This is a genomic window from Pseudomonas sp. AU12215 (genome assembly GCF_001675465.2).
Classification (GTDB): Bacteria; Pseudomonadota; Gammaproteobacteria; order Pseudomonadales; family Pseudomonadaceae; genus Pseudomonas; species Pseudomonas nitroreducens.
Genome location: NZ_MACM02000128.1, coordinates 1 through 24,317, shown reverse-complemented (window position 1 = coordinate 24,317; position 24,317 = coordinate 1). Strand labels below are relative to the sequence as shown.

Annotated in this window: 27 protein-coding genes; 19 read left to right on the top strand and 8 right to left on the bottom strand. The window is 61.3% G+C overall.

Annotated features, from left to right (window positions below):
• Window positions 1–240, bottom strand: a 240-nt coding sequence (locus tag A9513_RS16865; RefSeq protein ID WP_141678441.1) for a transposase, incomplete at its 3' end; no start/stop codon positions are given.
• A gap of 224 nt (window positions 241–464) precedes the next feature.
• Here A9513_RS16865 and A9513_RS35600 point away from each other — a divergent pair.
• Complete coding sequence (locus tag A9513_RS35600) at window positions 465–800, top strand: hypothetical protein (protein WP_141678440.1); 336 nt, start codon at window positions 465–467, stop codon at window positions 798–800.
• Window positions 801–968: 168 nt separating this feature from the next.
• Here the strand turns inward: A9513_RS35600 and A9513_RS16860 are convergent, their stop codons facing one another.
• The gene (locus A9513_RS16860; RefSeq protein ID WP_065085131.1) at window positions 969–1,589 is read right to left on the bottom strand and encodes a tyrosine-type recombinase/integrase; all 621 of its coding nucleotides are present in this window, start codon (window positions 1,587–1,589) and stop codon (window positions 969–971) included.
• A 205-nt stretch (window positions 1,590–1,794) separates the two neighbouring features.
• Between A9513_RS16860 and A9513_RS16855 the strand changes: the two genes are divergently transcribed.
• From A9513_RS16855 to A9513_RS16810, 10 genes are all read left to right on the top strand, one after another.
• Window positions 1,795–2,472 (top strand): thermostable hemolysin, encoded by a 678-nt coding sequence (locus A9513_RS16855; RefSeq protein ID WP_065085130.1) that lies wholly within the window; start codon window positions 1,795–1,797, stop codon window positions 2,470–2,472.
• A complete protein-coding gene (locus A9513_RS16850; RefSeq protein ID WP_065085129.1) occupies window positions 2,462–3,928 on the top strand; it encodes an AMP-binding protein in 1,467 nt (488 codons plus the stop codon). The genes A9513_RS16855 and A9513_RS16850 overlap by 11 nt, the downstream gene beginning before the upstream one ends.
• 8 nt (window positions 3,929–3,936) lie before the next feature.
• Window positions 3,937–4,617, top strand: coding sequence for a TenA family transcriptional regulator (locus A9513_RS16845; RefSeq protein WP_024767069.1), 681 nt, complete (start codon window positions 3,937–3,939; stop codon window positions 4,615–4,617).
• Entirely contained in the window at window positions 4,604–5,410 is an 807-nt protein-coding gene (locus A9513_RS16840; RefSeq protein ID WP_024767068.1) for an SDR family oxidoreductase, read from the top strand. The genes A9513_RS16845 and A9513_RS16840 overlap by 14 nt, the downstream gene beginning before the upstream one ends.
• Window positions 5,407–6,048: a tetratricopeptide repeat protein gene (locus A9513_RS16835; protein WP_065085128.1), complete on the top strand. Its 642-nt coding sequence runs from the start codon at window positions 5,407–5,409 to the stop codon at window positions 6,046–6,048. Before A9513_RS16840 ends, A9513_RS16835 begins: the two co-directional genes overlap by 4 nt.
• Before the next feature lie 2 nt (window positions 6,049–6,050).
• On the top strand, window positions 6,051–6,713 hold the full coding sequence (locus A9513_RS16830) for a response regulator transcription factor (protein ID WP_024767066.1): 663 nt from the start codon (window positions 6,051–6,053) through the stop codon (window positions 6,711–6,713).
• The gene (locus A9513_RS16825; RefSeq protein ID WP_065085127.1) at window positions 6,710–8,077 is read left to right on the top strand and encodes an ATP-binding protein; all 1,368 of its coding nucleotides are present in this window, start codon (window positions 6,710–6,712) and stop codon (window positions 8,075–8,077) included. The genes A9513_RS16830 and A9513_RS16825 overlap by 4 nt, the downstream gene beginning before the upstream one ends.
• Before the next feature lie 181 nt (window positions 8,078–8,258).
• On the top strand, window positions 8,259–9,008 hold the full coding sequence (gene fnr, locus A9513_RS16820; RefSeq protein ID WP_024767064.1) for a fumarate/nitrate reduction transcriptional regulator Fnr: 750 nt from the start codon (window positions 8,259–8,261) through the stop codon (window positions 9,006–9,008).
• Window positions 9,009–9,177: 169 nt separating this feature from the next.
• Entirely contained in the window at window positions 9,178–10,002 is an 825-nt protein-coding gene (locus A9513_RS16815; RefSeq protein WP_052239125.1) for a CHAD domain-containing protein, read from the top strand.
• Window positions 10,003–10,143: 141 nt separating this feature from the next.
• Window positions 10,144–10,701, top strand: coding sequence for a GNAT family N-acetyltransferase (locus tag A9513_RS16810; protein ID WP_037007794.1), 558 nt, complete (start codon window positions 10,144–10,146; stop codon window positions 10,699–10,701).
• A 221-nt stretch (window positions 10,702–10,922) separates the two neighbouring features.
• Here the strand turns inward: A9513_RS16810 and A9513_RS16805 are convergent, their stop codons facing one another.
• From A9513_RS16805 to A9513_RS16795, 3 genes are all read right to left on the bottom strand, one after another.
• Window positions 10,923–11,162 carry a hypothetical protein gene (locus A9513_RS16805; protein ID WP_024767061.1) on the bottom strand — a complete coding sequence of 80 codons (240 nt, stop codon included), beginning with the start codon at window positions 11,160–11,162 and terminating at the stop codon, window positions 10,923–10,925.
• A gap of 9 nt (window positions 11,163–11,171) precedes the next feature.
• Window positions 11,172–12,068 carry a universal stress protein gene (locus A9513_RS16800; protein WP_024767060.1) on the bottom strand — a complete coding sequence of 299 codons (897 nt, stop codon included), beginning with the start codon at window positions 12,066–12,068 and terminating at the stop codon, window positions 11,172–11,174.
• A 76-nt stretch (window positions 12,069–12,144) separates the two neighbouring features.
• On the bottom strand, window positions 12,145–12,864 hold the full coding sequence (locus A9513_RS16795; RefSeq protein ID WP_024767059.1) for a hypothetical protein: 720 nt from the start codon (window positions 12,862–12,864) through the stop codon (window positions 12,145–12,147).
• Between the two features lie 219 nt (window positions 12,865–13,083).
• Between A9513_RS16795 and A9513_RS16790 the strand changes: the two genes are divergently transcribed.
• From A9513_RS16790 to A9513_RS16775, 4 genes are all read left to right on the top strand, one after another.
• Window positions 13,084–13,644, top strand: a complete 561-nt coding sequence (locus A9513_RS16790) for an Hsp20/alpha crystallin family protein (RefSeq protein ID WP_065085126.1) — start codon at window positions 13,084–13,086, stop codon at window positions 13,642–13,644.
• Window positions 13,645–13,787: 143 nt separating this feature from the next.
• A complete protein-coding gene (locus A9513_RS16785; protein WP_065085125.1) occupies window positions 13,788–14,690 on the top strand; it encodes a universal stress protein in 903 nt (300 codons plus the stop codon).
• A gap of 110 nt (window positions 14,691–14,800) precedes the next feature.
• Window positions 14,801–15,736: a universal stress protein gene (locus A9513_RS16780; protein ID WP_065085124.1), complete on the top strand. Its 936-nt coding sequence runs from the start codon at window positions 14,801–14,803 to the stop codon at window positions 15,734–15,736.
• Between the two features lie 95 nt (window positions 15,737–15,831).
• Window positions 15,832–17,067, top strand: a complete 1,236-nt coding sequence (locus tag A9513_RS16775; RefSeq protein WP_065085123.1) for a DUF4010 domain-containing protein — start codon at window positions 15,832–15,834, stop codon at window positions 17,065–17,067.
• Window positions 17,068–17,179: 112 nt separating this feature from the next.
• Here A9513_RS16775 and A9513_RS16770 read toward each other — a convergent pair whose 3' ends face one another.
• Window positions 17,180–17,971: a LuxR C-terminal-related transcriptional regulator gene (locus A9513_RS16770; protein WP_065085122.1), complete on the bottom strand. Its 792-nt coding sequence runs from the start codon at window positions 17,969–17,971 to the stop codon at window positions 17,180–17,182.
• A 129-nt stretch (window positions 17,972–18,100) separates the two neighbouring features.
• On the opposite strand from A9513_RS16770, the gene A9513_RS16765 reads away from it, so the two are divergent.
• From A9513_RS16765 to A9513_RS16750, 4 genes are all read left to right on the top strand, one after another.
• Window positions 18,101–18,916 carry a carbon-nitrogen hydrolase family protein gene (locus tag A9513_RS16765; RefSeq protein ID WP_037013619.1) on the top strand — a complete coding sequence of 272 codons (816 nt, stop codon included), beginning with the start codon at window positions 18,101–18,103 and terminating at the stop codon, window positions 18,914–18,916.
• Window positions 18,917–18,995: 79 nt separating this feature from the next.
• Complete coding sequence (locus A9513_RS16760; protein ID WP_065085121.1) at window positions 18,996–20,090, top strand: polyamine ABC transporter substrate-binding protein; 1,095 nt, start codon at window positions 18,996–18,998, stop codon at window positions 20,088–20,090.
• Window positions 20,091–20,336: 246 nt separating this feature from the next.
• On the top strand, window positions 20,337–20,561 hold the full coding sequence (locus A9513_RS16755; protein WP_065085120.1) for a hypothetical protein: 225 nt from the start codon (window positions 20,337–20,339) through the stop codon (window positions 20,559–20,561).
• A 45-nt stretch (window positions 20,562–20,606) separates the two neighbouring features.
• Window positions 20,607–21,308, top strand: coding sequence for a YoaK family protein (locus tag A9513_RS16750; RefSeq protein ID WP_037013622.1), 702 nt, complete (start codon window positions 20,607–20,609; stop codon window positions 21,306–21,308).
• A gap of 87 nt (window positions 21,309–21,395) precedes the next feature.
• On the opposite strand, the gene A9513_RS16745 is transcribed toward A9513_RS16750, so the two are convergent.
• Both A9513_RS16745 and A9513_RS16740 read right to left on the bottom strand, forming a co-directional pair.
• Window positions 21,396–22,649: an arsenic transporter gene (locus A9513_RS16745; RefSeq protein WP_065085119.1), complete on the bottom strand. Its 1,254-nt coding sequence runs from the start codon at window positions 22,647–22,649 to the stop codon at window positions 21,396–21,398.
• Window positions 22,630–23,901 (bottom strand): MFS transporter, encoded by a 1,272-nt coding sequence (locus tag A9513_RS16740; protein ID WP_255302868.1) that lies wholly within the window; start codon window positions 23,899–23,901, stop codon window positions 22,630–22,632. Before A9513_RS16740 ends, A9513_RS16745 begins: the two co-directional genes overlap by 20 nt.
• Between the last annotated feature and the right edge of the window lie 416 nt (window positions 23,902–24,317).

Genomic DNA, 24,317 nt, shown 5'->3' with positions numbered 1-24,317 from the left:
ACTGGACTGGATGCGATTGAGGTAGCCGTAGATGTAGATCTTCAGCAGGACGGCGGGGTGGTAAGCAGGCCTACCGGTTTCTGCGGGGATAAAGCCCTCGAAACCGAGCCGGGCAAGGTCGAGTTCATCGACGAACACATCGACCACCCGCACCGGGTTGGTGTCCGCCACGTAGTCATCCAGACTCTCGGGAAGCAGCACACTTTGGCCGCGATGCTCTCCTTGGATAAAACGCTTCATCGGCATCCCCCCGCTGATTTGAATCCATCAAATCACAGCAAGGTCGATGCCAGCGTTTTTACACAGTCTGGGCCAGTAGCGGACGTTCGACCTAATGCCCCGAATCGTCGACAATCGTTGTTAGAACGATTGTCTGCGGCTTGAAAGGCCGAGTTGTTGGCTAGCTAGCGGATGGTTACAGCCTGACCCGCGAACAGACGTCAACCTCTTATGTGATGGCTCTTATGAGTATCTACCGCCGAGACGATATACACCCTGAGTGGGAGCCGAACCCGTGGGACATGAAAGGGGCGGCTGTCGACGCACAGGAACTAGGCTTTCACGAACGCGCGATGAAACCAATCCCTTGGACGCGCGCTCCATGGAGCGATTTTCCTCAGTCAGGCATCTTTGGTCGTGATCGCGACTGGTTCGTCTCGAATGACATTGCCTTTTACGCGACATTCGACGGCGAAGAACTGATTCTGATCCAAAACACCTGGCATGGTTTCCCAGACCCTCCAGAATGGGGGCTGGCTTCGCGGCAGGCAGGTCAGGTCGGCGCTCCATGGTCACAATGAGGCCATTTCTCCAATTTGCCACATTCGTGGGTGATGCCGGAATCGCTGTAGCTTTCGCTGAACGGCCCGCTTAAGGCCCGGTCTTGGCCGCGTCGGCAGGTTCCGCTATGGGTCGCTAGCTGACTCAAGGAGGCGCCGGCTCGAAACCCGGCGCCAAAGTGGAAAAGGTCAAACCTCGGTCTGCTCCGCCATTTCTAGAGCGTCGTCGACCTCAATACCCAGATATCTAACTGTGTTCTCCAGCTTCGCATGGCCGAGCAGCAACTGCACTGCTCTCAGGTTCTTCGTTCTGCGATAGATCAGCGATGCTTTGGTTCTACGAAGCGTATGGGTTCCGTACAGCGTGGGGTCGAGACCGATTGTCGTTACCCAAGCTTTCACTATGCGGGCGTACTGCCTCGTGGATATGTGCGCTGAATGTCGAACACGGCTGGGAAAAAGGAAATCGTCGTTGCGACGGCGAGCGGCAAGGATCCAAGCTTCAACTGATGCTCTTGTCTGAGCGGTGATTTCGAACTGCACCGGCCGCTGGGTCTTCTGTTGCATGACGATTGCACGCGTCGATACATGATCACCGTGAGCGATGTCTCTGACGCGCAGCTTCGTTAAATCACAGGCTCGTAGCTTGCTGTCGATRGCRAGGTTGAACAGCGCCAGATCACGATCCTTGTTTGCGATTTCCAGYCGCACTCTGATAGCCCAAATGTCCCKRAGTCKCAGYGGTGCTTTCTGGCCGACCAGTTTGCCCTTGTTCCAAGGTTCGYGAGCTTTCTTTGTGGGTGTGGCCATGATTTGTCCTCCACATGAGTGAAGGACTAGGGTGCATCGCGCCTAGTCCCAGTGGCTCTCCGACCAGACTCTATGGCCGGAGATGCTCTTAAAACACTCATGTCGGATATTTCGCTTCCACCGCCGCTGACTCTCAGCGACTTCAGACTACTTTCAGATTCGCCGCTGATACTCCCCTCATCGAACGACCCCTGGGGGGATCACCATGACCCAGCACGAATGGAGCAGCCTGTTTCCATTCCACTTTGGCTCCGTCGCCGAGCGACAAGCTCGACTGACCTTGCGCCGCGAGTGCGACTCCGACCGCGAGGAGCTTGAAACCTTCATTCACGCGCGCTTCGAGTCCATCCACCACGCTGACGTCCACCACTATCTACCGGAGCTCATCGGGCTTCAGGATAGCCACGGGCGCTTGATCGCAGCCGCAGGCATTCGTCCGGCCAGTCACGGGCCGCTGTTTCTTGAGCACTACCTGGACGAGCCGCTGGAGGGCGTTGTGTCGCGGCTTGCAGGTAGTGCCGTCGGGCGTGAGCAGTTGGTCGAGGTAGGCAACCTTGCTGCCCTGAGTGCAGGCAGTGCGCGCGTAATCATCACTGCCGTGACCTGGCTGCTGGCTGCGCGCGACCTGCAGTGGGTCGCCTTTACCGGCGCCTCCACCCTGGTCAACAGCTTCCACCGATTGGGATTGGAACCAACCGTCATCGCCGAAGCAGATCCGCGTCGTCTGAATGGCGAACTGGCCAGCTGGGGCAGCTATTACGCGCAGCATCCACTGGTCTACGCAGGAAACATCGGTTACGGCCATGAAGAGCTGGAGCGCACGGGTGTGTACAAGCGCATGGGCTTCCCGATGCTGCTGCAGGAGGCCGGCCATGCCGCATGAACTGAATGCCTTTCGTGAGGTGCTGCAGGCGCACGCCACGGAGCATGCGTCGAAAGTGGCTGTACGCGGAATCACTGGCAACGTCACCTATGCGCAGCTTCTGGCTGAAGTTGAACGTCGCGAAGCATGGCTGCGAGAGCAACCCGAAGGGCCGTTTGCCCTCGCACTGGAGAACGGCCCCGAAGCGCTCTTTTGGGATCTGGCCGCGCTCTTGGCTGAGCGCCCTTGCGTCATCCTCCCGCCCTTCTTCAGTGCCGCACAGCGCCTGCATTGCTTGATGCAGACCCAGGCGACGCTCGCCGTTGCCAACGACTCCTTCGCAGAAGATCTGCGAGCAGCTGGTTTCACACCAGGCGAGCGTTTCTGGGAGCGGCCGGCCGTTGTCGACGCCGATCTACCTGCAGGCACTGCCAAGATCACCTACACCTCCGGTAGCACTGGGTCGCCCAAGGGCGTATGCCTGAGCGCCGCGTCACTGCTGTGCGTCGCACAGGAGCTCGAAGCGGCGAGCCGTCCCACCGAGCCCTCGAAGTACCTCGCAGTGCTTCCGCTGGCCGTCCTGCTGGAGAACCTCGGCATTTATGCTGCCCTACTGGCGGGAGCCGGCATCACGCTCTACCCGCAAGCGCAGATGGGCATCGGTGGCGCCAGTCAGGTCGACTGGAAACGCTTCCTCGGCACCATTGCACTTAGCGGCGCCGAGAGCCTGATTCTGGTACCGCAACTCCTGCTTGGCCTGGTCACCGCCATCGAGCGAGGCATGATGAAAGTCGGCCCCCTGCGTTTCGTCGCAGTAGGTGGTGCCAAAGTCGCGAGCAGCTTGCTGGAGCGCGCCGAAGCAGTGGGCCTTCCGGTCTTCGAAGGCTACGGGCTCTCCGAATGCGCCTCCGTGGTTTGCCTGAACCGCCCTGGTAATCAGCATCCAGGCAGCGTGGGCCGCCCTCTGCCGCACGTCCAGGTGCGTATCGCTGATGACGGGGAAGTGCTGGTTCGCGGTTCTACCCTGCTGGGCTACTTGGGCGAACCTTCTTTCGACGAGGAATGGTGGCCAACCGGCGATCTGGGCCATTTCGACGCCGCTGGCTTCCTCTACCTGGCGGGCCGCAAGAAGAACCAGTTCATCACCAGCTTCGGTCGCAACGTGAATCCCGAGTGGATCGAGGCCGAGCTTTCCCAGACAGGCGTAATCCTCCAGGCCTTCGTTCACGGCGAGGGGCTGCCGCGCAACTTCGCATTGCTCTGGCCCATCGACCCAAGCATCAGTGACGAACTCATCGAGCAGGCCGTGCAGCAATGCAACGCTGGCTTACCCGATTACGCACGGGTTCATGCCTGGAGACGCCTACCCAGCCCCTTTAGCGGTGCTGACGGAACCCTTACCAGTAACGGCCGACCGCGCCGCCAGGAAATCCTCCGTCGCCACCAGCCCCTCATCACTGAACTCTCGCAACTCTGAGGTCTGCCATGAACTTCTTCGATACTCTCCAATCAGCCACCACTCAGGAACGCCAGGCACTTTTCAGCGTCCCTGTCATTCGTGATGCCCTGGGTGGCGTTGTCAGCCTGGAGGGTTACATCGCCTTCCTCACTCAGGCCTATCACCACGTTCGCCATACTGTGCCACTGATGATGGCGTGCGGCGCTCGTCTGCCCAGCCGACTTGAATGGTTGCGCGGTGCAGTCTGCGAATACATCGAGGAGGAGTACGGCCACGAGCAGTGGATTCTCAATGACATCGCAGCCTGCGGAGGCGACCCGGAGCAGGTACGTAACAGCCGCCCCAGCCTACCGATCGAGCTGATGGTGGCCTTCCTCTATGACCTGATCGCCCGCGACAATCCTGTCGGCCTGTTCGGTATGGTCAATGTCCTCGAAGGTACCAGTATCGCCCTCGCTACCCAGGCCGCCGGCAGCATTCAGCAAGGACTTGGTCTACCGCCGACGGCATTCAGCTACCTGAGCTCCCACGGCGCGCTCGACCAGGATCACATGGCAACCTATCGCGAGCTGATGAACCGCCTGGATCGTCCGGAAGATCAAGAGGCGGTGATTCATTCCGCCAAGGTCGTCTACCAGTTGTACACCGATATGTTCCAAGGCCTACCGCGAGCCCACCAGCCAGAGGTGCAGCATGCGCTTGCGTGAATCGGTGGTGGTATTGACCGGTGCCAGCGGCGGCATTGGGCTGGAACTGGCCAGCCAGCTGTGTGCTGGTGGCGCCCGAGTACTGGCAATCAGCCGGCACCTTGGCGGTCTGGCGGTGCTCATGAACCGTTATCCCAATCAGTTGCGCTGGCACTCTGCCGATCTTCGTACCAGGAGTGGCCGGCAGGAGGTAGCCACCGCTGCCTGGGCCATGGGCGGCGTGAACGTGCTGATCAACGCCGCAGGCGTAAACCGCTTCGCCCTGCTTGAGCAGATCGATGAGGACACGCTGGACGACCTGCTGGATCTCAACATCAAGGCCCCCCTGCAGCTGACCCGCCTGCTGCTGCCATTGTTGCGCGAGCAGCCTCATGCGTTGGTGGTCAACGTCGGCTCCATCTACGGCTCCATCGGCTATCCCGGCTACGCGACCTATAGCGCCAGTAAGTTCGCCTTGCGCGGATTCTCCGAGGCGCTTCGACGCGAATTGGCTGATACCACGGTCGACGTACTCTACGCGGCACCACGTGCCACCCGTACATCGATGAACACTTCAGCCGCCACCGCGCTCAACCAAGCGCTGAAAGTAGGGATGGATGATCCGGTCGATGTCGCGCGGGCAGTGCTTGATGCGGTGCAACAGCAACGCAACGAGCTGTACCTGGGATGGCCTGAAAAACTCTTCGTGCGCCTCAACGGCATGCTGCCCGGCGTGGTTGACCGCGCGTTGCGCAAGCAGCTCCCACTGATCCGCCGTTACAGCGATGCCAACGCCAAGGAGCACAGCAAATGAAACGCCTGATACTCGCCAGCCTCATTGCCTTCTCCCCACTGACCTGGGCGCTCGATCAGACTGGCAACCAGCACCTCAGCGCGATCCAGCAACGTTGGGCGCAAATCCAGTACCAGATGCCTGAGGCGCAACGCGCAGCCGCTTTCGAAAAGCTGGCGGGCGACGCGGAGACCTTTACCCGCGAGCAGCCCCAGGCTGCGGAAGCTTGGATCTGGAATGGAATCGTGACTAGCAGTTGGGCCGGTGCCACGGGCGGGCTTGGTGCGCTTGGTAAGGTCAAGGCTGCCCGAGCAAGCCTGGAGAAGGCCCTGGCTCTCGATCCAAACGCTCTGCAGGGGTCGGCTTACACCAGCCTCGGCGCACTGTATGACCGAGTGCCTGGCTGGCCCATCGGATTCGGTGACTCGGACAAGGCAGATGAGCTGCTGCGCAAGGCGCTGCAGTTGAATCCGGAAGGCATCGACAGCAATTACTTCTGGGGTGACCATCTCTATCGCCAAGGGCATTACGTCGAAGCGCGTGCGGCTTTGCAGAAAGCACTGCAGGCACAGCCACGGCCCGGCCGTGAGGTGGCCGACCAGGGCCGACGCGGCGAAATCGATGCTTTACTCAAGACGATCAAGGACAAGCAGGACTAAGCATGCGGTTGCTGGTAGTCGAAGACGATCCCGCTCTGGGGGAAGGTATCTGCAACGGATTGCGCCAGGAGGGTTACACCATCGACTGGCTGCAGGACGGGGTGAGTGCATTGCACGCCTTGCAGCAGGAGACCTTCGATCTGGTCGTGCTGGATCTGGGACTTCCGCGCCTGGATGGCATCGAGGTGCTGCGCCGGTTGCGTGCTGGGGGCGATGCGGTGCCCGTGCTGATCCTGACAGCCCGTGACGCGACCGATGATCGCATCGCCGGTCTCGATGCCGGCGCCGACGACTACCTGGTCAAACCGTTCGACCTCAACGAGCTGAAAGCTCGCCTGCGTGCGCTACTGCGTCGCAGCGCCGGTCGCGCCAAGGTGCTGATCGAGCATGCCGGGGTGACACTCGACCCGGCCACTCGGCAAGTCAGCTACCAGGGGCATCCAGTCGTGCTGACCCCGAAAGAGTACCGGTTGCTCCATGAACTGCTGTCCCAACCCGGCAAGGTCTTCACCCGCGAGCGGCTCACTCAGCTCCTTTACGGCTGGGATGAAGAGCCCGAGAGCAACACGCTGGAAGTGAATGTCTATCACCTGCGCAAGAAACTCTTCAACGATCTGATCCGCACCGTTCGCGGCATTGGCTACCTGGTGGAAGGCAAAGCATGAGTTCGTTGCGCCAACGCACGCTCTGGCGAGTAATGCTGCTATTGCTGGTCGGTACCAGCCTGCTTGCGCTCTACAACTATCACGACAGCAGCCACGAGATCGACGAGATCTACGACGCCCATCTGGCGCAGAACGCGCGCCTCCTGCAAGGCGTCATGAGCATGCCGCTAGGCGACAAGGATCGCCATGCGTTGTACCTGGCATTCAATGAAGCATTGAGTCAGGCGGGCAAGCATCGCATCGGTCACCCCTACGAGAGCAAACTCGCCTTCCAGGTGTGGCGCATCAACGGTGAAGTCCTGGTACATACAGTCAGCGCCCCAAGCTTCACTCGTCCGCTGACCGAGCCCGGCTTTTCCAACATCATGGTGGGGGAGCAGCAATGGCGCAGCTTCGTGCTTCCCGTGCCAGAGCGCCAGTTGATGATCTGGGTCGGTGAGCGCAACGATGTGCGCAACGATCTGATCGGCCGCATAGTCCGCCACACCTTATTTCCCTTCCTGATCGGTAGCCTCGCGTTAGCGTTGCTGGTATGGCTGGCCATCGGCTGGGGGCTGCAACCGTTGCAGAACATGGCACGCGTCATCCGAGCGCGGCATGCAGAGTCACTGGAGCCACTGCAGCTGGTACCCCTACCTCGAGAGCTCGAACCCATGCAGGCGGCGCTCAACCGGCTGCTGGGGCAGATTGATGAGCTGCTGCGCCGTGAACATCGATTTATCGCCGACGCCGCCCATGAGATGCGTACGCCCCTGGCAATCCTTCGGCTGCATGCGCAGAACGCGCTTGAGGCCAGGAGCGATGTTGAGCGAGATAAAGCCTTGGAGTTTCTGGTTGGTGGTGTGGATCGTCTCAGTCGAGTGGTAAACCAGCTACTGACCATGGCGAGAATCGAGCCGCGACTCGGGCAACGCAACTGGGTGACGGTCGATGTCACTGCAGTGGCGACGGAGACATTGGCGGAGATGACACCCTGGATTTTGGATCAAGGCCAGGAACCGTCTCTGGAAATCACCGAGGGCGACTATCAGCTTCAAAGTGATGCAGGCGCTTTGGGCATTGCTCTGCAGAACCTGGTCGCAAACGCAGTAAATCACTCACCAGCTGGCGGTCGAGTCAACGTCACGCTACACCGTGAAGGCAACGCCATCGTACTGAACGTGGAAGATCAGGGGCCTGGCATCGACCAGGAAGACCTGGAGCGTGTCTTCGAACGCTTCTACAGCAAAGGTTCTGAGAACGGCGCCGGACTGGGCCTGTCCATTGTGGCGATGATCATGGAGCGGCTTGGAGGCAGCGTACAGTTGAGCAATCTACCCTCCGGCGGACTTCGCGCAACGCTGCGGGTCATTCCTGCTTCCTGAGCACTGATGTCCGCTACGGATCGGAATCGGGCAGTCTCGCTGTAGCGGCTTCTGCCTAGGCAGTTCACCTTCACTACCGACACTATTCTGAAGCCAAACCACCTCCGTTTGTCGAAGGCTGCGTGGCCACGAAGCGAAACGGCTAGAATGGCTAGAACGCCCGTATGCCGGGGCTTACGTGATGACTGACAGTCAACGCCCATCCCAGCTCTTCCAGGTCAGTTGCCTTGCCTGTTCGCTGAGCCGCCTTTGCCTTCCCGCCAGCCTGACCGAAGGTGAGGTTGCGGAGCTGGACCGCATAGTTCGCCGCAACCGGCCGCTGCACAAAGGGGAGTACCTATTTCGAGCCGGCGAACCGATGCGGCAGGTATTCGCCTTGCGTTCGGGAGCGCTGAAGACCTACCTGCTTGAGTCCAATGGTGATCAGCAGGTGACCGGCTTTGTCCTGCCCGGCGAAATGATTGGGCTGGATGCAATTGGGGCGCCGTCCTTCCGAGGGTTCGCGGTGGCTCTGGAGACTTCGCTGGTATGCGCCATCGACCTGGAGCAATTGGAGGACCTCTCCGGACGCATTCCCGGGCTGCGCCACCAATTACTGCATATCCTCAGTCAGGGTATCCACGGCGAGCACGAACACATTCGCTGCAACCGCGAGCGTGCCGAGCAGCGGCTGGCCCAGTTTCTGCTGAGCCTGTCGGCGCGCTACCAGCAGCGCGGACTGTGCCAGGACCGTTTCACGCTGTGCATGACGCGTGGTGATATCGGCAATTACCTCGATCTGACCCTGGAAACCATCAGCCGGTTGTTCACTCGCTTCGTGCAGACGGGCCTGATCGCATGCGAGGGTCGGGAGGTGCATTTGCTCAACCACCAAGAGCTTTGCCGATTGAGCGGGATCGAGGAGCAAGGTGCCGCAAGCGAAAATCGCTGAGTCTGCCCGCCTGGAGTTGCCCTCTTCAGCCGCCAGAACGCCTGTTTGATTCGCATCAAAGCGCCGCGGCCTTCCCCGGCGGAGGCTGCTCCGAGCGTGCCAGTTGGTGCTGGCGCCGCCGGAGGTCACCATGCGCCCAGACAGAGCGTTCCCCCTAGCACCATCCCGTATGCCAGCCAGCAGCACCGACTTTCTGATTGCCCGGCTCATTGGGTTGCAAGTGGATTATCTGTACACCGCACAATGCATCGAGAGCGCCAGTGACGGTGAGGCGCTGCACGACCTGCGCATCACGCTGCGAGGTGTGCGCAGTCTGCTGCGTCCGCTGCGCCAGTGGCCGGAGCTGGCGGTCCTGGATCAGGCCGCCGCGGCGCTGCTGACGAGCACCAGTGGCTTACGGGATGCCCAGGTACTAGCTCAGGAACTGGAGCGACTGGGCTGGCAGGCAGAAGCCAGCAGACGCCGGGCGTATGTGGAACAGAGCGTTCGGCTGTGTTTGCGCAAGCCAATTGCCAAACGAGTGCTCGGTGAGCTGGAGCGTTGGCCCGCCGCGTTTCGCAAGATCCGCTCCGGCAGCGATCTCAAGAACATTCGCAAGCTCGTCAGGCGTCGGGTGAAACGCGATCTGGTGCAGCTTCGCGAGGTGCTGGAAAAATCCCACGATAGTCCCCACGACTGGCACGCCATTCGTCTGCGCATCAAGCGCGTGCGCTACCTGTGCGAGAGCTATGCCAACTGGGTCAGGCCAGACGATGCACTGCTGAACGACCTCAAGCGCGCCCAGTCGATTCTGGGCAATGAACATGACCTGAGCCTGTGGTGCACCAGCGGCGACAAGGACCAGTCGCTTCGTCCACTGATCAACGGGTGGCTCTCAGCCAGGACGGAAGCCCAGCACGAGGTGCAGACGGTTTTGGCGGCGCTGCTGGAACGGCTGACAACTTCCAGAAAGGAGAGAAAACACGTCCCACCGCTGAAGCCGGTGAAAGGTTGACGAGCCCTCTGCGGCGGCCGGTTGGCAGCCGGAGGCGATGAGATTACCGCCATTTGATCACGATCAAATTCACCCAACCTTCGCGGCGTACAAGTGAGTCAGCGGCTTACCCGCATATCGGCACTGCGCCAGGAGGTTTTCATGTCCAGCCACTCCCAAGCCAAAGACGATGGTCTCGATGAACACTGGGTCGAGGCCTTACCGGATGGAACCCACGTACTGATCCGCCCGTTGCGGCCGGAGGATCGCCAGCGTGAAGCGGATTTCATCGCGCACTTGTCGCCCGAAGCGCGTCACTTCCGTTTTCTCTGCACCATGAAAGAAGTCAGCCCCTCGTTTCTGAACCAATTGATGGCGGTGGATTTCAAGGATAGCGTCGCCTACGTGGCCCTGACGCACCAGAATGGGGAACTGGTAGAAATCGGCATCAGCCGGTACGCACGTTGCGCCGATTCCCACCAGTGCGAATGTGCGGTCACCGTGGCGGATGCCTGGCGTCATCGCGGGCTGGCCGTGGCGCTGATGCGCCATCTGATCGAAACGGCCAGGCAGCAAGGGCTACAGCAGATGTATTCGGTAGACGCAGCAGCCAACAGCGCGATGCACGAACTGGCGCATTTCCTAGGCTTCACCAGCCGCCAGGACCCAATGGATTCCACCCAGACCATTCACACCCTGCAACTGCAGCCGGCGCCGTGAGGCGGGGAGGCAACAATGCGCACGCAACTTCTCTGCACCAGCGACGGCCGCTGCTACGTCCAACTCGATCAATACCGGGTGCCTTTTGCCAATGAGCGTCAGGCCCGAGACTATCTGGAGCAACTGCATCAGCGCCTTACGGCGCCACATGCATGGCCCCAGGTGCAACGCTCGGACCCTGAACGCCGGCGCGCCGGCTGAGCCTGCTCACCGGGCCGCTGTCATGGACGCTGAGCCATGGGCCCGCCCTTTGCTGGGGATTCGACCCAGAGCGAGCGAAGGTCGCAGATGATGTGGGACGGTTCGCCGATCGATACCAGACACACTCGGTTTTCCCAGCGATCCCAGAGAAACACGTACTGACTGTCGCCACCGGCAGGCGTATAGCGCAACGCAATCCAAGCGACGCAAGCAATCGCCCAGACGGTGAACAGCGCGACGAGAAACGCCAGCACTTTCATGATCCAGCCTCAGGGTCGAACAGCCAGGATGCCGGAGTTCACCCGGTACAGCGCCTGCTCCGTGGTACTGCCGATGACTTTCGCCAGCCCGGCGTGATAGAGCGTGCCCATGACGACGACATCCATGTGCTGTTGCTCAGCGAACTCGGCGATCACCCGCGTGGCGCTGCCTTTGACGAAATGCTGGCATAGCCGCCCCACATTGAACTGGCTACCGATGCGCTCCATCTGCTGGCGCGAGCGTCCCGCGGCCAGCTCCGCGACCTCCGGCGTCCAGGCCACCGGTCCGGCTGCATAGGCCAGGAAGCCGGCGCTGACGTCGTAAGCCTGCAGCAAGTGAAGCTCGGCATCGCATTGACCTGCGAACTGTTGTGCCATTTCGACGATACGCTGGTTCAACTGGTCGACCTCCGGATCATCCTGGGAGAGATCAATGGCGGCGACCACCTTGCGCGGCAGAGGATGAGTGGCCTGGCTGACCAGGTGGAGCGGCACAGGCGACTGGCGCAGAAGCTGCCAATCCAGCGGATGAGTCAGCGCACGGCTCAGCGCGGGCTCATAGCGCGTGTCCTTGAGCAGCAGATCGATGTGATGCCGCCGGACCAACGCAATGATGTCCTCCAGTGCGTCGTCACTCCAGACGGCCTCGGCGCTGGCATCGATCCCATGACCACGCAACAGCTCCAACTGATCGTCGAGCCAGATGCGCTGCCGCTCCTGGATCTCTTCGCGAACTCTCTGCCGGGCGTTGTAATCGAGCACCGACAGACCAGTTGGCAGGCTTCCCAAAACTACGATGTGCAGGCGCGCATCGAAGGCGCCCGCCAGTGCCTGAGCGCGGGCCAGCGCCGGGGAATAGTGGAGATCAGGGTCGCAGATCAGCAGCAGGCGAGCATAGGCGTTCATGAGGCCTCCGGCGCATAGCGGTTGGACGTGTCGCTATGAGCCTGTGCTTGCCCAGGATGTCGTACTTTGATGCCGATCAAATGCGTCCGCTCAAGCGATCGAAGCGCAGTACCGGGCCGTCTGCAGCTGACAGGGACGTACTTCCCGCTCCCGGCAGCGCGCACTCGGCCCGTACCCAGATTCGATACGCCGGGACGCCATGCCATAGACAAAGACGGGCGGCCTTCAGCGCCAGCGGTGCAGGCGCGGAGCAGTAGACCAGGTCGGGCAACTGCCGGCTCAGCTGCGCTCTCAACCGCTCCAGAGGGCAATCCTCGACTGGCGAGGTCAGCAACCCCAGCGAATGCAGCCAGCGGCGGCAATCGTCGGGCAGGCACGCCTGGCTGGATGCGTCCTCAACCAGCACCAGTTGTACCCAGGGCAGCCAGCAGGCGAATTCGTCGATGGCGGCTGCCACGGCCAGGATTCCAGCATTGCAGGCAAAAACCAGCAGGCGGGAAACGCCAAACGGCAACGGCCAGCCCACCCCCAGTGGGCCGCGATAAAGCAACGGGCCATCCGTGCACAGCGGCACTCCGCGCCGGCTGGCCGCCAGGATGCAGAGACGATCACGCCCCGGCAGACTGACGTAGTTGAAGGCCCTGGCAGCTTGTACACGATCATCCAGCAAGCAGTACTGGCCAGGAATGATCGACTGTGTTTCGTCATCGTCCAGCTTCACACGCAGGCATTGCGTCGAGTCCGAGATGGACAGCTCCTCCAGCACCCGCGCGCGGCCAATCGTCTGCCATTCCATGCCGCGCCTCCACGGCAACCGCCGGCAGGGTACGCCGGCTTTGACTCAGGCTAAGAAGCCGCAGGCCAATCACCTTGATCGCCATCAAGTTACGTCCGGGAAAATCAATGTGACCGCCGGAGCGGTATTTGATCGGCATCAAAGTCGGACGGTATCAGGGTCGCAGAATCGAACGGCCTCGCCAGTGAGGCGATCCTTTTTCCTGCGGAGGAATTCATCATGTCCGAGCCCGCTAAAAAAGTACTTGTCAGCACCGTTCCCCAACAACCGACAAAGCCTTCGGAGTCGCCCGCCAACCCGTTCCACCCGTGGCGTCCTTTCGATAGTCTGCGCCGCCAGATCGACAGCCTCTTCGACGACTTCGGCCGCGCGCCGCTAAGGCTCCCCTTCAGCCACAGTCCGTTCGATGCCGACCAGTTCTGGCGCCGCGAACCTTTCTCCCATGGCCTACCCGCAGTGGACGTCAGCGAGCAGGCGGATGAGTTCCGAATCAACGCCGAGTTGCCCGGCATGGACGAGAAGGACATCGAGGTCAAGCTGGCCAACGGCAGCCTCATCATCAAGGGCGAGAAGAAGGAAGAGAAGAACGAAACCCGCAAGGAATACCACCTCTCGGAACGCCGCTACGGAAGTTTCGAGCGAGTGTTCCGCCTCCCCCGCGAAGTGGACCCCGAGAAGATCCAGGCACGCTTCAGCAAGGGCGTATTGCAGGTTCAGTTGCCCAAGCGGGCGGAAGCAGTGCATCCGGAGAAGATCATTCCGGTCAAGACCGCCAAGTGATGCGTTGGCGCTCCCGCCGGGAGCGCCCTCTCCCTGACGGCATGAGAACCAGGGCGATACCACCCCATTCAGGGTGGGGCTGCGCAGCGACGGTGCTGGTCTCCGCCGCTCGATCCTGCCCGTTCATGCTTGCGAGGTGCACCATGAGCCAGATCCAGAAACTGCTGCTGATCGCCCATCCCGACCGTCACGATACCCCGGCTTTGCAGCGTGCCACCGCCCTGGCAGGGCAATGCGGGGCCAGCCTGCATGTCATTGCCTGCGTGGAGCCGTTCGCCACCTTCAGTCTGCTGGCCAGGCACGTACAGAACGATGCGCGTGAGAACATGCTGATAGCCCAGCGCGAGCGTTGGGAAAACGAATGCCGTTTACAACGTGGTCGCGGCGTGGGCGTGGAGATGACCTCGTCCGTCCTGTGGACGACCGATCTGCGTACCGATCTGCTACAGGCCATCGGCGAACTGCAGCCGGACCTGGTGATCAAGGACATCCAGCATGAGTCTGCTTTCAAGCGCTCCTTCGCTACTCCACTGGACTGGTTCCTGTTACGCGAGTGCCAGCAACCGCTGCACCTGGTGCACAGCGCGCAGCATCCCCTGCCCCGGCGCATCGTTGCGGCGGTCGACCCGGCAGATCCACGAACCCTGATCAACGGTATCAACGATCGCATCATTGCGGCGGCCAATGGCCTGGCGCTGCAATGCAACGCACAACTGCACCTGCTGTACATCTATGACTGCATGCCCGCCTACATGGCCAACCGTGCGGAAGGCGCGGTGGCCTGGGTCGACCTGGTGGAGGATATGCGCGCCTCCCTGCACCAGGCCTTCGTCCACCTGGCGGACGATCATGGCGTGCCGCAGGAGCGACGCCACTTTCTGATGGGGACGCCACTGCGCGGAGTTTCACGCTTCGCCCAGGAGAACGAGATGGATGTGGTCGTGATGGGCCGCGTGCACCGCACTGGCGTAGAGCGATTAATTGGCAGCACCACGGAGCATGTCCTCGACCAGATTCCCGGCAGCGTACTCGCAGTGGGGGCATGACAAGACATCGAGGATGGAGTGGCAATCGCAGATTTTGATGGGCATCAAAGTCACGCAACGCACCCCGTTCCAGCCTGCACTTGAAGTGGGCCGCGCCAGAGGCGAAGACCATGGACCAGTATCATAAAGTGTTCTTCATCGCCGCCCCTCACTGGCGGCAATCGGCCGCCTATCGAAGAGCCTTGGCGATTGCCCGTAGAAGTCATGCCGCGTTGCATATCGGCATGTTCCTCGAACCACGCCTGGGCATGCCGTTTCTTTCCGATCATCTGCGCGACGAACTGCTTGAGCAATGCCGCGTCGACGTCGAGCGTGACGCGCACGAGCTACGCAGCACCGGGATGGATGTCACCTGCGAAACCCTCTGGAGCGCCGAGCCCTGCCGGGAGATTCTTGATCGCGTGGCGACGCTAAAGGCGGACTTGGTGATCAAGAACGTTCATCACGAGGCGGCATTACGCAGGGTCTTTGTCACACCGCTGGACTATCGCCTGCTCAGAGCCTGCCAGGTTCCATTGCATCTAGTGGCAGAAGCAATCAATCCGCTGCCGCTGAAGGTGGCCGCCGCACTGGATGTCGCCAGACCGGAGCTGCTAGCTAGCGGGCTGAATGAAGGGATCATCGAAGCCGCGCGCAATCTGGCAAGCCTGTGCGGCGCAGAACTGCATTTTCTCCACGCCTGCGACCTGCCGAGCGCCATCGACTACGACTCGGCCACGCTGAGCAGCAGCTGGGACTCCAGCTATGCCGAGCAGGTCCGCATCTCGCTCTACCGCACCTTCAACCATCTGGCCGACCGCTGGCACGTTCCCATGGAACACCGCCATTTCGTCCTCGGCCCTGCCACCCAGGGCATTGCCAACTTCATGGACGACCATCGGATCGATGTCGTGGTCATGGGCATGCAGAGCCGGCTGGGGCTGGACCGCATCCTGGGCAGCACCACCGAGCGCCTGCTGTACCGCATGTCAGGTGGTCTAGTGGCAGTCGGCGCGGACGCGACCGGCCATCCCAGGCTGCAACCTGGCAGCGCGGAACAGCCATGACCGGGGTGACGGGCTCTCCCCTCGGACCGAGGGTGCGCTGAGGAGTCGCCACGCAGCTTAGAGGGAGACTCGACGATGCCACTCGGCCAACGAAGATGCTCGACGCGCTGAATTTCACTCATGGTGCGGTGGCACTGGGCATTGGCATGCTGGTGGGCCTGGTGCGCGAGCGCAGGAAAGGCCAAGGCAGGAGCGGTGCCACACATGGCCTGAGAAGCTTCGCGGCCGCGGCCCTGCTGGGATTCACCAGCATGGCATTGCTTGGCCCAGTACTGGTGGGCGTCATGGGCATCGCGCTTTGCCTGCTGTTGTGTGTTTCCTATCGCGACCAGCCCTGGGGAACCGGTATCACCGGGGAAATCGCCATGCTGCTCGTGCTCTTGCTGGGGGCACTCAGTGCCACGCAACCCGAGCTGGCAGCGGCCGTCGGGGTGTTGATGACCATCCTGCTGGCCTTGCGCGACGAACTTCACCGCTTCGTGCTGCAGCAGTTGAGCGAAACGGAAGTCCGCGATGGCTTGATCCTGCTGACGGTCGCCCTGGTCGTACTGCCGCTGACGCCAAATCGATTCATTGGCCCCTTTGAGGCCCTCAATCCCCGCACCATCTGCACACTCACCCTGTTGTTGATGGGGGTGGAGGCCCTCGGGCACATAGCGTTGCGCATGACCAGTGCGCGTTACGGTATCGCGCTAGGAGCGATCGCCTCCGGATTCGCCTCCGGCGCTGCAACCATCGCAGTGATTGGCCGGCAGGCCAAGGCGGCGGGCAATTCGCACAGGGAGTACGCTGCGGCGGCGGTGCTATCCAACTTGGCGACTATCGTTCAGTTCGCGCTGGTACTGATCGCCATCGATGCACGGTTCCTGACGCTGGTCTGGCCATCGATGTTGCTTGGTGGGACGTCGGCCGCTGTCTTCGGATTAGGCTTGATTGCCCCATGGCGAGGTTCGAGCACCGACCAGCCCGTCCCCACCAACAAACGGGTCTTCAATCTCAAGGGCGCACTGGTCATCACTGTGGTGCTGACCGGCATTTCGCTGTTGTCCTCCGCATTGCTGCACCTGGCGGGCGACAAGGGTGTCTTTGCGGTAGCCCTCGTCAGCGGACTGGGCGACGCCCACGCCGCCATCGCCTCGATTGCATCGCTGGTCGCATCAGGTCAAATGTCCATCACTCAGCTCGCCCCCGCAGCCCTGACGGCACTGAGCGGTAACACCCTCAGCAAGTGCCTGCTCTCTTGGTGGAGCGGCGGTGCTGCTTATGGGAAGTACGTGACCGCCGGCCAGCTTCTGGTTCTTGCATCGTTCTGGTTAGGGCTGTTCGTCTGACTGAAGAGGGCCTAAAGCTCAATTAGGGCAGAAAACGGCCAATAGCGGACGCTTAAAGTGGAAAATGAATCTGCACTCTTGCCCGACATCCCGCCCCGCACACCGCTCTAGTTCAGGCCCTGGTCTGCGCCTTATGGAATATCTTGAACAGCTCCGCCTGCGACTTAACTTTGAGCTTGGCGTAGACGTGGCGACGATGGACCTTCACTGTCTCGGAGGAAATGTCGAGCTTTGCCGCGGTTTCCTTATTGGAGCAGCCACTCAAGACCAGCCGGATGACGTCCAGTTCGCGGTCGGTTAACGGGGTTCCCAGGCGCGTCATCATCTCTTCCAGATTTCCCTGCCAGTGCCCACTCGATGAGTTCGGCGGCTCGCTGACGCCGGCCTCGAAGAACAGACGTTGACGCATTAGTCCGCAGACCCAAGGGCGGACCAAATCCAGTAACGCGATCTGCTGCGGCTCGAAGCGCGTGCGGCTGCCCAGAGACAGGCACACAGTGCGTCCGCCGCTCAAGCAGACGTTGTACTGCACCTCGTCCTGCACCACGTTGTGGGTGAAGTACAGCCGGTAGTACTCAGTATCGCCGAAGCACTCCGGCGCCACCTCGGTCAGGCGGAACAGGCCGCTCGCCGGCCTCTCGCGGTTGGCGATGTAGAACGGGTCGAGCAGATACAGGCCCTGCACATAGTCGTGGAACAACGGATCGGGCCCGCCGCCCTCGTAGGGGCTTTCGGCGAAGATGCGCGGGCGCTCGTCGCTGAACAGCAGCGCCACCCAGCTGCCGAGCTGCACATGCTGGTGGAGCACATCGGCCAGCGCGCGCCAGAAATCCGGCTGGTCCAGGCGCTCGGCGAGCTGCCCGAAAGCGCGGTGCCAGGCTACGTCCAGGAGCGTCAATTCCATGCATGTACCCCCAGGGTTAGCTAAACGGCGGAATAGGAAATTCGATGGCGGCTCGCATACTTGCACTGGCCTGGCGCAGATGTCACCGACTTTTCCGCCCGGCCCCGGTTCATCGACAAGGTCCGAACAATGAAGCTTGAACTCGTGCAACAGGCCGCCCGCGACGGCGACACCCGCTACAACCTCCACCGCATCCTGCAAGCCATCGCCGGCTGCTCGCCGGACACCGATATCGTCATCTTCCCCGAAGCACAGATCACCGGCTTCCTCAATGCGCAGAACATCGCCGCCAACGCCGAAGCGCTGGACGGCCCTAGCGTTTCGGCCATCCAGCGCGCGGCACGCGAGCGCGGCGTGGCGGTGGTGGTCGGGCTGATCGAGAACGACGGCGGCCAGTTCTACAACACCACCGTATTCGTCGCCCCCGAAGGGCTGCTGTTGAGCTATCGCAAAACCCACCTGTGGGTCTCCGAACCGGGGCTGGTACTGCCCGGCGACCGCTACGCCACCCTGCAATGGCGCGGCGTGCGAATCGGCCTGCTGATCTGCTACGACAGCGAGTTCCCGGAAAGCGCCCGTGCCCTGGCGGAGCTGGGCGCCGAGTTGATCCTGGTCACCGATGGCAACATGGAGCCCTACGGGCACGTGCACCGCACCTCGATCGCCGCGCGCGCCCAGGAGAACCAGGTGTTCGCCGCGGTGGTGAACCGCGTGGGCGATGGCGAGGACGAGATCACCTTCGCCGGCTGCAGCGCCGTGGTCGATCCCTTCGGGCATACCCTGTTCGAGGCCGGTAACCGCGAGTGCCGGCACTTCGTCGAACTGGACTTCGGGCAGATCGCCCGTGCCCGCGAGCTTTACGACTACCAGGCGGAGAAGCGCTTCCGCCTGCCGGGGGAACGCATCGAGCACGCCGATGGGCGTCATGAACTGTTGATTCCCTGACCCCAGCGCTTTTCGCTACCTGCCAACAAAAACAGACTGCCGGCCGTCCACAGCAGGACAGGCCGGCCAGGAGCCCTGCATGAAACACCCGCTTCTCTTCTCGTTTGGCCTGGCCTCCTTGCTCGTGCTGGGCAATGCTAAGGCCGAGCAGCCGACCGTGCACCTGTACAACTGGTCCGACTTCCTCGCCCCAGACACGGCCAAGCAGCTTCAGGCCGCCGCCGGGATCACCCTGGTGCAGGACGTCTTCGACGATGCCGAGGTGATGCAAAGCAAGCTGATGGCTGGCCGCAGCGGCTACGACGTGGTCATGGTCCCGGACGACCTGCTGCCCAACTTCGTCAAGGCCGGTGTGTTGCAGGAACTGGACCGCACGCAGCTGGCCAACTGGCCGCACCTGGACCCGGAAGTGCTGAAGAAGCTGCAGGTGAACGACCCCGGTAACCGCTACGCGGTACCCTACATGTGGGGCACCACCGGCATAGGCTACAACGTCGACAAGGTCACCCAGGCGCTGGGTGCCAACGCGCCGGTCAACTCCTGGGACCTGATCTTCAAGAAGGAAAACATCAGCAAGCTGAGCGCCTGCGGCGTGGCCATGCTCGACGCGCCGGTAGAGATCATCCCCATCGCCCTGCACTACCTGGGCCTGCCGCCCAACAGCAAGAACCCGAACGACTACGACAAGGCCGAAGCGCTGCTGCGCGACATCCGTCCGTACATCCGCTACTTCGACTCGTCGAAGTTTCCCTCCGACCTTGCCAACGGCAACATCTGCGCGGTGGTCGGCTGGGGTGGTTCGGTGTACAGCGCCCAGCAGACTGCCGAGCGTGCCCACAACGGCATCAGGATCGCCTACAGCATCCCTCGCGAAGGCGCGCCGGTATGGATGGAGAACATGGTACTGCTGAAAGATGCGCCCCATCCGCAGCAGGGGTACGCGTTCATGGACTACATCCTGCGGCCTCAGATCACCGCGCAGAATTCCAACTATGTGGGCTATCCCAACGGCAACAAGGACGCCACCGCCCTGATCGACGCCCCTCTGCGCGACAACCCGGCGCTCTACCCGTCCAAAGAGATCATGAGCACCCTCTATCCGCTGGAAACCCTGCCCCTGCGGCTTGAACGCGTGCGTACGCGCAGCTGGACCAAGATCAAGACCGGCACCTGATCGGCCTGGAGTCAAAGCAAAAGAGGCCGATTTCTGCTGGTTGTTGCCGGCAGGAATCGGCCAAAGGCGGACATTGCGTCCGCGTTTAGTCCAGAGCCTCCGCCCCCTAAGGTTTCCGAAGCCAGTTGGTCGACTAAAACGACGCCATCGTCAAGCCAACGTTGTCCGTGTTTCAAACTTCCGTCGTATTGCCCATCCGTCGTCATGAATCGACAATATCGCCGACTGAGGAAGGGGTGATTAGCCATGATTCTTCGCGGTATGGCGCAGATGCATATCGACGATCTGCCCTCCAGACTCCAGATACTGGTCCGGGAACTCTCAGGCTCGGAGGTGTTGGGTTTCGTCTGGGTGGTCTTCTACCAAGGGCGTATCTATGGTGCCTACCCCAGTGCCGATCTGGCATTGCGCAAGGTAACCGAGATCGAGCATTGCATCAGCGAAGACGAAATTCCTACAGCGCAAGGTTAACGTCCGCCGTTCTCCAAGCACTCATCCAAACCGACGGTACCCAAAATGCTGCCTCATGCTCCGAAGCCTCGCAGCGCGACAAGGGCGCGACTACATGTGCTGCGTGGGCGTGTCGGGCTGGGGCTGGTTGCAGGCCTTTCAGTGCTGGCGGGAATGACCGATGCGATCGGCTTTCTGGCCACAGGTGATTTCGTCTCCTTCATGAGCGGCAATACCACACGCCTGGCCGTCGCTGTCAGCGACCATGATCCAGCTACCTTGTGGCGACTTTCGCTCGCGGTGATCTGCTTCGTTGCCGGTAACGCATTCGGTATCGTCCTGGCTCGTTGGTTCAAGCGACGCGCCGCTCCCCTCCTCCTCGTTGTTGCCGCTCTCCTTGGATTTGCTGCTATTTGGCCGGCGGACTGCAGGCTTCCTGCTTTCGTATCGGCGATCGTTTCAATGGGGATGCTGAACGCGGTAGTGGAGCAAGTGAATGGCATGGCCATCGGCCTCACTTACGTGACAGGAGCACTGTCTCGCTTTGGCAGAGGCCTGGGGCGCTGGCTGTTAGGGGAGCGGCCCAATGGCTGGCGGGTGCAGCTCGTTCCCTGGAGCGGGATGCTGCTGGGAGGCGCAGCGGGGGCGCTGCTGGAGCAGCATTTAGGTTTAATGGCCATGGCGGTGAGTTGTGCGCTGGCATGCACATTGGCCGTGACCGTCCACTTCGTCCCTCGCCCTTGGCAGTTGGGCTTCATGCCCAGATAGATAGTGCTCGACCGCTCCATCCAACCGCACTTCCTCATCAAGTATCCGCTACTAACCGTCGGAGGAGCACTATGGGACGCTCTGGATTCAGTAGGCCAGAGTGAGCAGGGCACCAGCGAGAGCGGGCGGCATTACCAGCACTCCAAGACAAAGGAAGCGCATGGCGCTCACGTGTTCACCCTCTCGGCGAATTGCGACGAGCCACAGCAAAGTGGCCAGTGACCCGGTAATGGAAAGATTGGGGCCCAGGTCAACGCCGATAAGCAATGCCGCAGTAGTTTGCGTGGGCAGGTCGACCACATTGCCCAGAGCCCCTGCTATCAACCCGGTGGGGAGATTATTCAGGGGATTGCTTGAGATGGCGGCGGTCACCCCGGCCACCCAACTCGCACGGGAAGCTGAATGGTTGGCGAAAGCCGCAAGACGATGCGCTAGCAACTCGATCAAGCCGGTTTGCGCAACGGCCTCCACCAGTACGAACAGCCCTGCTACCAGTGGAATTACGCCCCAGGCAACGTGCTGCAATACGGGCTGCGGACTGCGACGCTGCCTTAGTTGAATCAACGCAGTGGTCGCTATGCCCGCGCAGAAGGTGGGAAGCCCCAATTGCAGGTCAAGCGCCGAAGCCGTCAGCAGCACTGACCCTGTCAGCACAATGCCAAGCGCGCATAAACGAGCGCCAGCGGACAAGGGAGCCAGTTCCACCGCTACTGCCAGTGGCTTTTGCAACTGCTTGCGTTGCGAGAGGCGCAATGCCAGGTAGGTCAGGCTGATCGCTGCAAGTGAAGGCAGGCTGAAGTGCGTGAGCCACTCCCACAGCGGCGGCATATGACGACCGAACACCACCAGATTGGCCGGGTTGGAGATCGGGAGCACGAAGCTGGCTGCATTGGCGATGAAGGCACAGATGAACAGGTAGGGCAGCGGTTCGGCTCTCGTTGCCTTGCAGGCCGCGTAGACGGCCGGCGTCAGGACGACGGCGGTGGCATCGTTCGACAGAAAAATCGTGACCAGGGTGCCAACCAGAAACACCAGGTCGAACAGGCGCTGTCCTGAACCATTGGCATGTCGGGCTGCATACCTGGCCAACCAATCGAATAGCCCCTCCTGCCTTGCCTGCTCCGCCAGCACCATCATACCGATCAGGAACAGGTAGACGTCGCCACCTTCAGCGATCGCCTTGAGGGCAGTGGACAGCGGGATGAGTCCGAGGACGATGAGAATGACCGAGGCCGCAGAGGCCCAGACATACTCGGGCACGCGCCACGGACGCGAGATGACGCAACCGGTAGCGAGAGCGGAAATGGCCCAGATGGGCACGTCAGAAGTGGCTACGGACATTCGATGACTCAGTCACGAGCGGCAAGTCGTCCGGAGCATTGACGATTTTGCGCGTTTCCGGCATTGCAAACCCAAGCAAGAGAAACGCCGCACTCGCAATGGCTGCGAGCGTCAGGAAGGCTGCGTCATACCCCTTCGCCTGGACGACGAACCCGGCGATCCCGGGACTCAAGGCGGCTCCCAGACCGAACACGGTGGTCAGCGCTCCCAGGCTGACGTTGAAGCGTCCGGTTCCTTCAGTAAGGTCTTTCACCACGATGGGAAACAGTGCCCCCAGAATTCCGGCCCCGATGCCGTCGAGCAGTTGGACGCCAACCAGCCAGTAGGGATCATCGGACACGACATACAGCGCGCCGCGCAGCGGGAGGATAAAGAACCCCGCCAGAAGCAGAGGCTTGCGTCCCCATTGATCGGCGCGAGCGCCAACCAGCAGCGCCATGGGCATCATCACCAGTTGTGCGGCGACAATGCAGGCAGAAGTCAGCGGAGTGGCCAGACGTAAATCTGTCAGGGAAAGCTTCTGCCCAACCAACGGCAGCATCGCTGCATTCGCCAAGTGAAACAGAGCACAACAGACCGCGAATATCAGCAGTGGACGATGGAGAAACAGCGATGCCATGTTCACCGGCAGAGCTTGCTCACCAGCGGCTGTATGCCCTAGTCCACGAGCGGCATCCTGATCGATGGCCTCGGCCGGGATGAGCCACACCGAGATGATGCTGGCCACTGTCATACCCGCCATGAGGTAAAACACGACCACCGGACCGAATCCGTATGCCAGGCATCCCGCCAGCAGGGCCGAACAGGCGTTCCCCGCATGGTTGAACGTCTCATTACGCCCCATGCGCCTGGTGAAGGCGCGTGGTCCGGTCATCCCCAGCGAAATCGCGGCGATGGCTGGCGCGAAGACCGAACCCGCGACGGCACTGAACGTTTGAGTGAGGGCGACCAGTCCGAACGACGTTATCGCTGGCAGTAAAAGGCAACTGCCGGTTACCAGAAGGGCAGCGCCCGCGACGACTGCTCGCTTGGCTCGAATCTGGTCTATCAACGCGCCTGCAGGTGTCTGAGCAATGAGCGCGGCAACACCCGCGACGGTCATCAGCAGACCGATCTCAGCAGGCTGCCACTGGTGGACAGCCAGCAAGTAGATGGCCAAGTAAGGACCCAAGCCGTCCCGCACGTCCGCAAGAAAGAAGTTCAGCCAGTCAAGCGAGCGATAGGGGCGTTGACATGCCAGGTTCGGGTCCACTGCAATTCTCGACAAAGGGAAAGTTGACGCTTTGACCACGCCTACCCCATTTCTTCGTCAACAGGTTATGCAGACGATTTGGGGATAGGGGTGCTTTTTGATTCTTTCTTCAGATACTCCTCTTGGTGACGGACCCGATCGAGGTGTTTCACGCCGTTGTCCAATTATTCCTTGTCGTCTTGAGTGACACCCCTGTGAACTTCCTTAGCGCCATGCTGCACACCTTTATCGAGGTTACGACGCACCTGGCGAACACCCCTAGCAACATCGCCCTCCGCCAGGGCTATCGTTGCCGCCGCTACCGATGCCGGGAGACAGGGGCGGTTGCAGAAGCTGAGTGCAACACGGTTACTGGATTGAAGCAGGTGCATCATGCTGCAACGCCACTACCTCTGTCATGACCTCAATCGGGCATT

Bases quoted from the DNA above. Each gene is read 5' to 3' on its own strand.
- A9513_RS35600 (WP_141678440.1), top strand. From the start codon at position 465: ATGAGTATCTACCGCCGAGACGATATACACCCTGAGTGGGAGCCGAAC.
- A9513_RS16855 (WP_065085130.1), top strand. From the start codon at position 1,795: ATGACCCAGCACGAATGGAGCAGCCTGTTTCCATTCCACTTTGGCTCC.
- A9513_RS16850 (WP_065085129.1), top strand. From the start codon at position 2,462: ATGCCGCATGAACTGAATGCCTTTCGTGAGGTGCTGCAGGCGCACGCC.
- A9513_RS16845 (WP_024767069.1), top strand. From the start codon at position 3,937: ATGAACTTCTTCGATACTCTCCAATCAGCCACCACTCAGGAACGCCAG.
- A9513_RS16840 (WP_024767068.1), top strand. From the start codon at position 4,604: ATGCGCTTGCGTGAATCGGTGGTGGTATTGACCGGTGCCAGCGGCGGC.
- A9513_RS16835 (WP_065085128.1), top strand. From the start codon at position 5,407: ATGAAACGCCTGATACTCGCCAGCCTCATTGCCTTCTCCCCACTGACC.
- A9513_RS16830 (WP_024767066.1), top strand. From the start codon at position 6,051: ATGCGGTTGCTGGTAGTCGAAGACGATCCCGCTCTGGGGGAAGGTATC.
- A9513_RS16825 (WP_065085127.1), top strand. From the start codon at position 6,710: ATGAGTTCGTTGCGCCAACGCACGCTCTGGCGAGTAATGCTGCTATTG.
- fnr (WP_024767064.1), top strand. From the start codon at position 8,259: ATGACTGACAGTCAACGCCCATCCCAGCTCTTCCAGGTCAGTTGCCTT.
- A9513_RS16815 (WP_052239125.1), top strand. From the start codon at position 9,178: ATGCCAGCCAGCAGCACCGACTTTCTGATTGCCCGGCTCATTGGGTTG.
- A9513_RS16810 (WP_037007794.1), top strand. From the start codon at position 10,144: ATGTCCAGCCACTCCCAAGCCAAAGACGATGGTCTCGATGAACACTGG.
- A9513_RS16805 (WP_024767061.1), bottom strand. From the start codon at position 11,162: ATGAAAGTGCTGGCGTTTCTCGTCGCGCTGTTCACCGTCTGGGCGATT.
- A9513_RS16800 (WP_024767060.1), bottom strand. From the start codon at position 12,068: ATGAACGCCTATGCTCGCCTGCTGCTGATCTGCGACCCTGATCTCCAC.
- A9513_RS16795 (WP_024767059.1), bottom strand. From the start codon at position 12,864: ATGGAATGGCAGACGATTGGCCGCGCGCGGGTGCTGGAGGAGCTGTCC.
- A9513_RS16790 (WP_065085126.1), top strand. From the start codon at position 13,084: ATGTCCGAGCCCGCTAAAAAAGTACTTGTCAGCACCGTTCCCCAACAA.
- A9513_RS16785 (WP_065085125.1), top strand. From the start codon at position 13,788: ATGAGCCAGATCCAGAAACTGCTGCTGATCGCCCATCCCGACCGTCAC.
- A9513_RS16780 (WP_065085124.1), top strand. From the start codon at position 14,801: ATGGACCAGTATCATAAAGTGTTCTTCATCGCCGCCCCTCACTGGCGG.
- A9513_RS16775 (WP_065085123.1), top strand. From the start codon at position 15,832: ATGCTCGACGCGCTGAATTTCACTCATGGTGCGGTGGCACTGGGCATT.
- A9513_RS16770 (WP_065085122.1), bottom strand. From the start codon at position 17,971: ATGGAATTGACGCTCCTGGACGTAGCCTGGCACCGCGCTTTCGGGCAG.
- A9513_RS16765 (WP_037013619.1), top strand. From the start codon at position 18,101: ATGAAGCTTGAACTCGTGCAACAGGCCGCCCGCGACGGCGACACCCGC.
- A9513_RS16760 (WP_065085121.1), top strand. From the start codon at position 18,996: ATGAAACACCCGCTTCTCTTCTCGTTTGGCCTGGCCTCCTTGCTCGTG.
- A9513_RS16755 (WP_065085120.1), top strand. From the start codon at position 20,337: ATGATTCTTCGCGGTATGGCGCAGATGCATATCGACGATCTGCCCTCC.
- A9513_RS16750 (WP_037013622.1), top strand. From the start codon at position 20,607: ATGCTGCCTCATGCTCCGAAGCCTCGCAGCGCGACAAGGGCGCGACTA.
- A9513_RS16745 (WP_065085119.1), bottom strand. From the start codon at position 22,649: ATGTCCGTAGCCACTTCTGACGTGCCCATCTGGGCCATTTCCGCTCTC.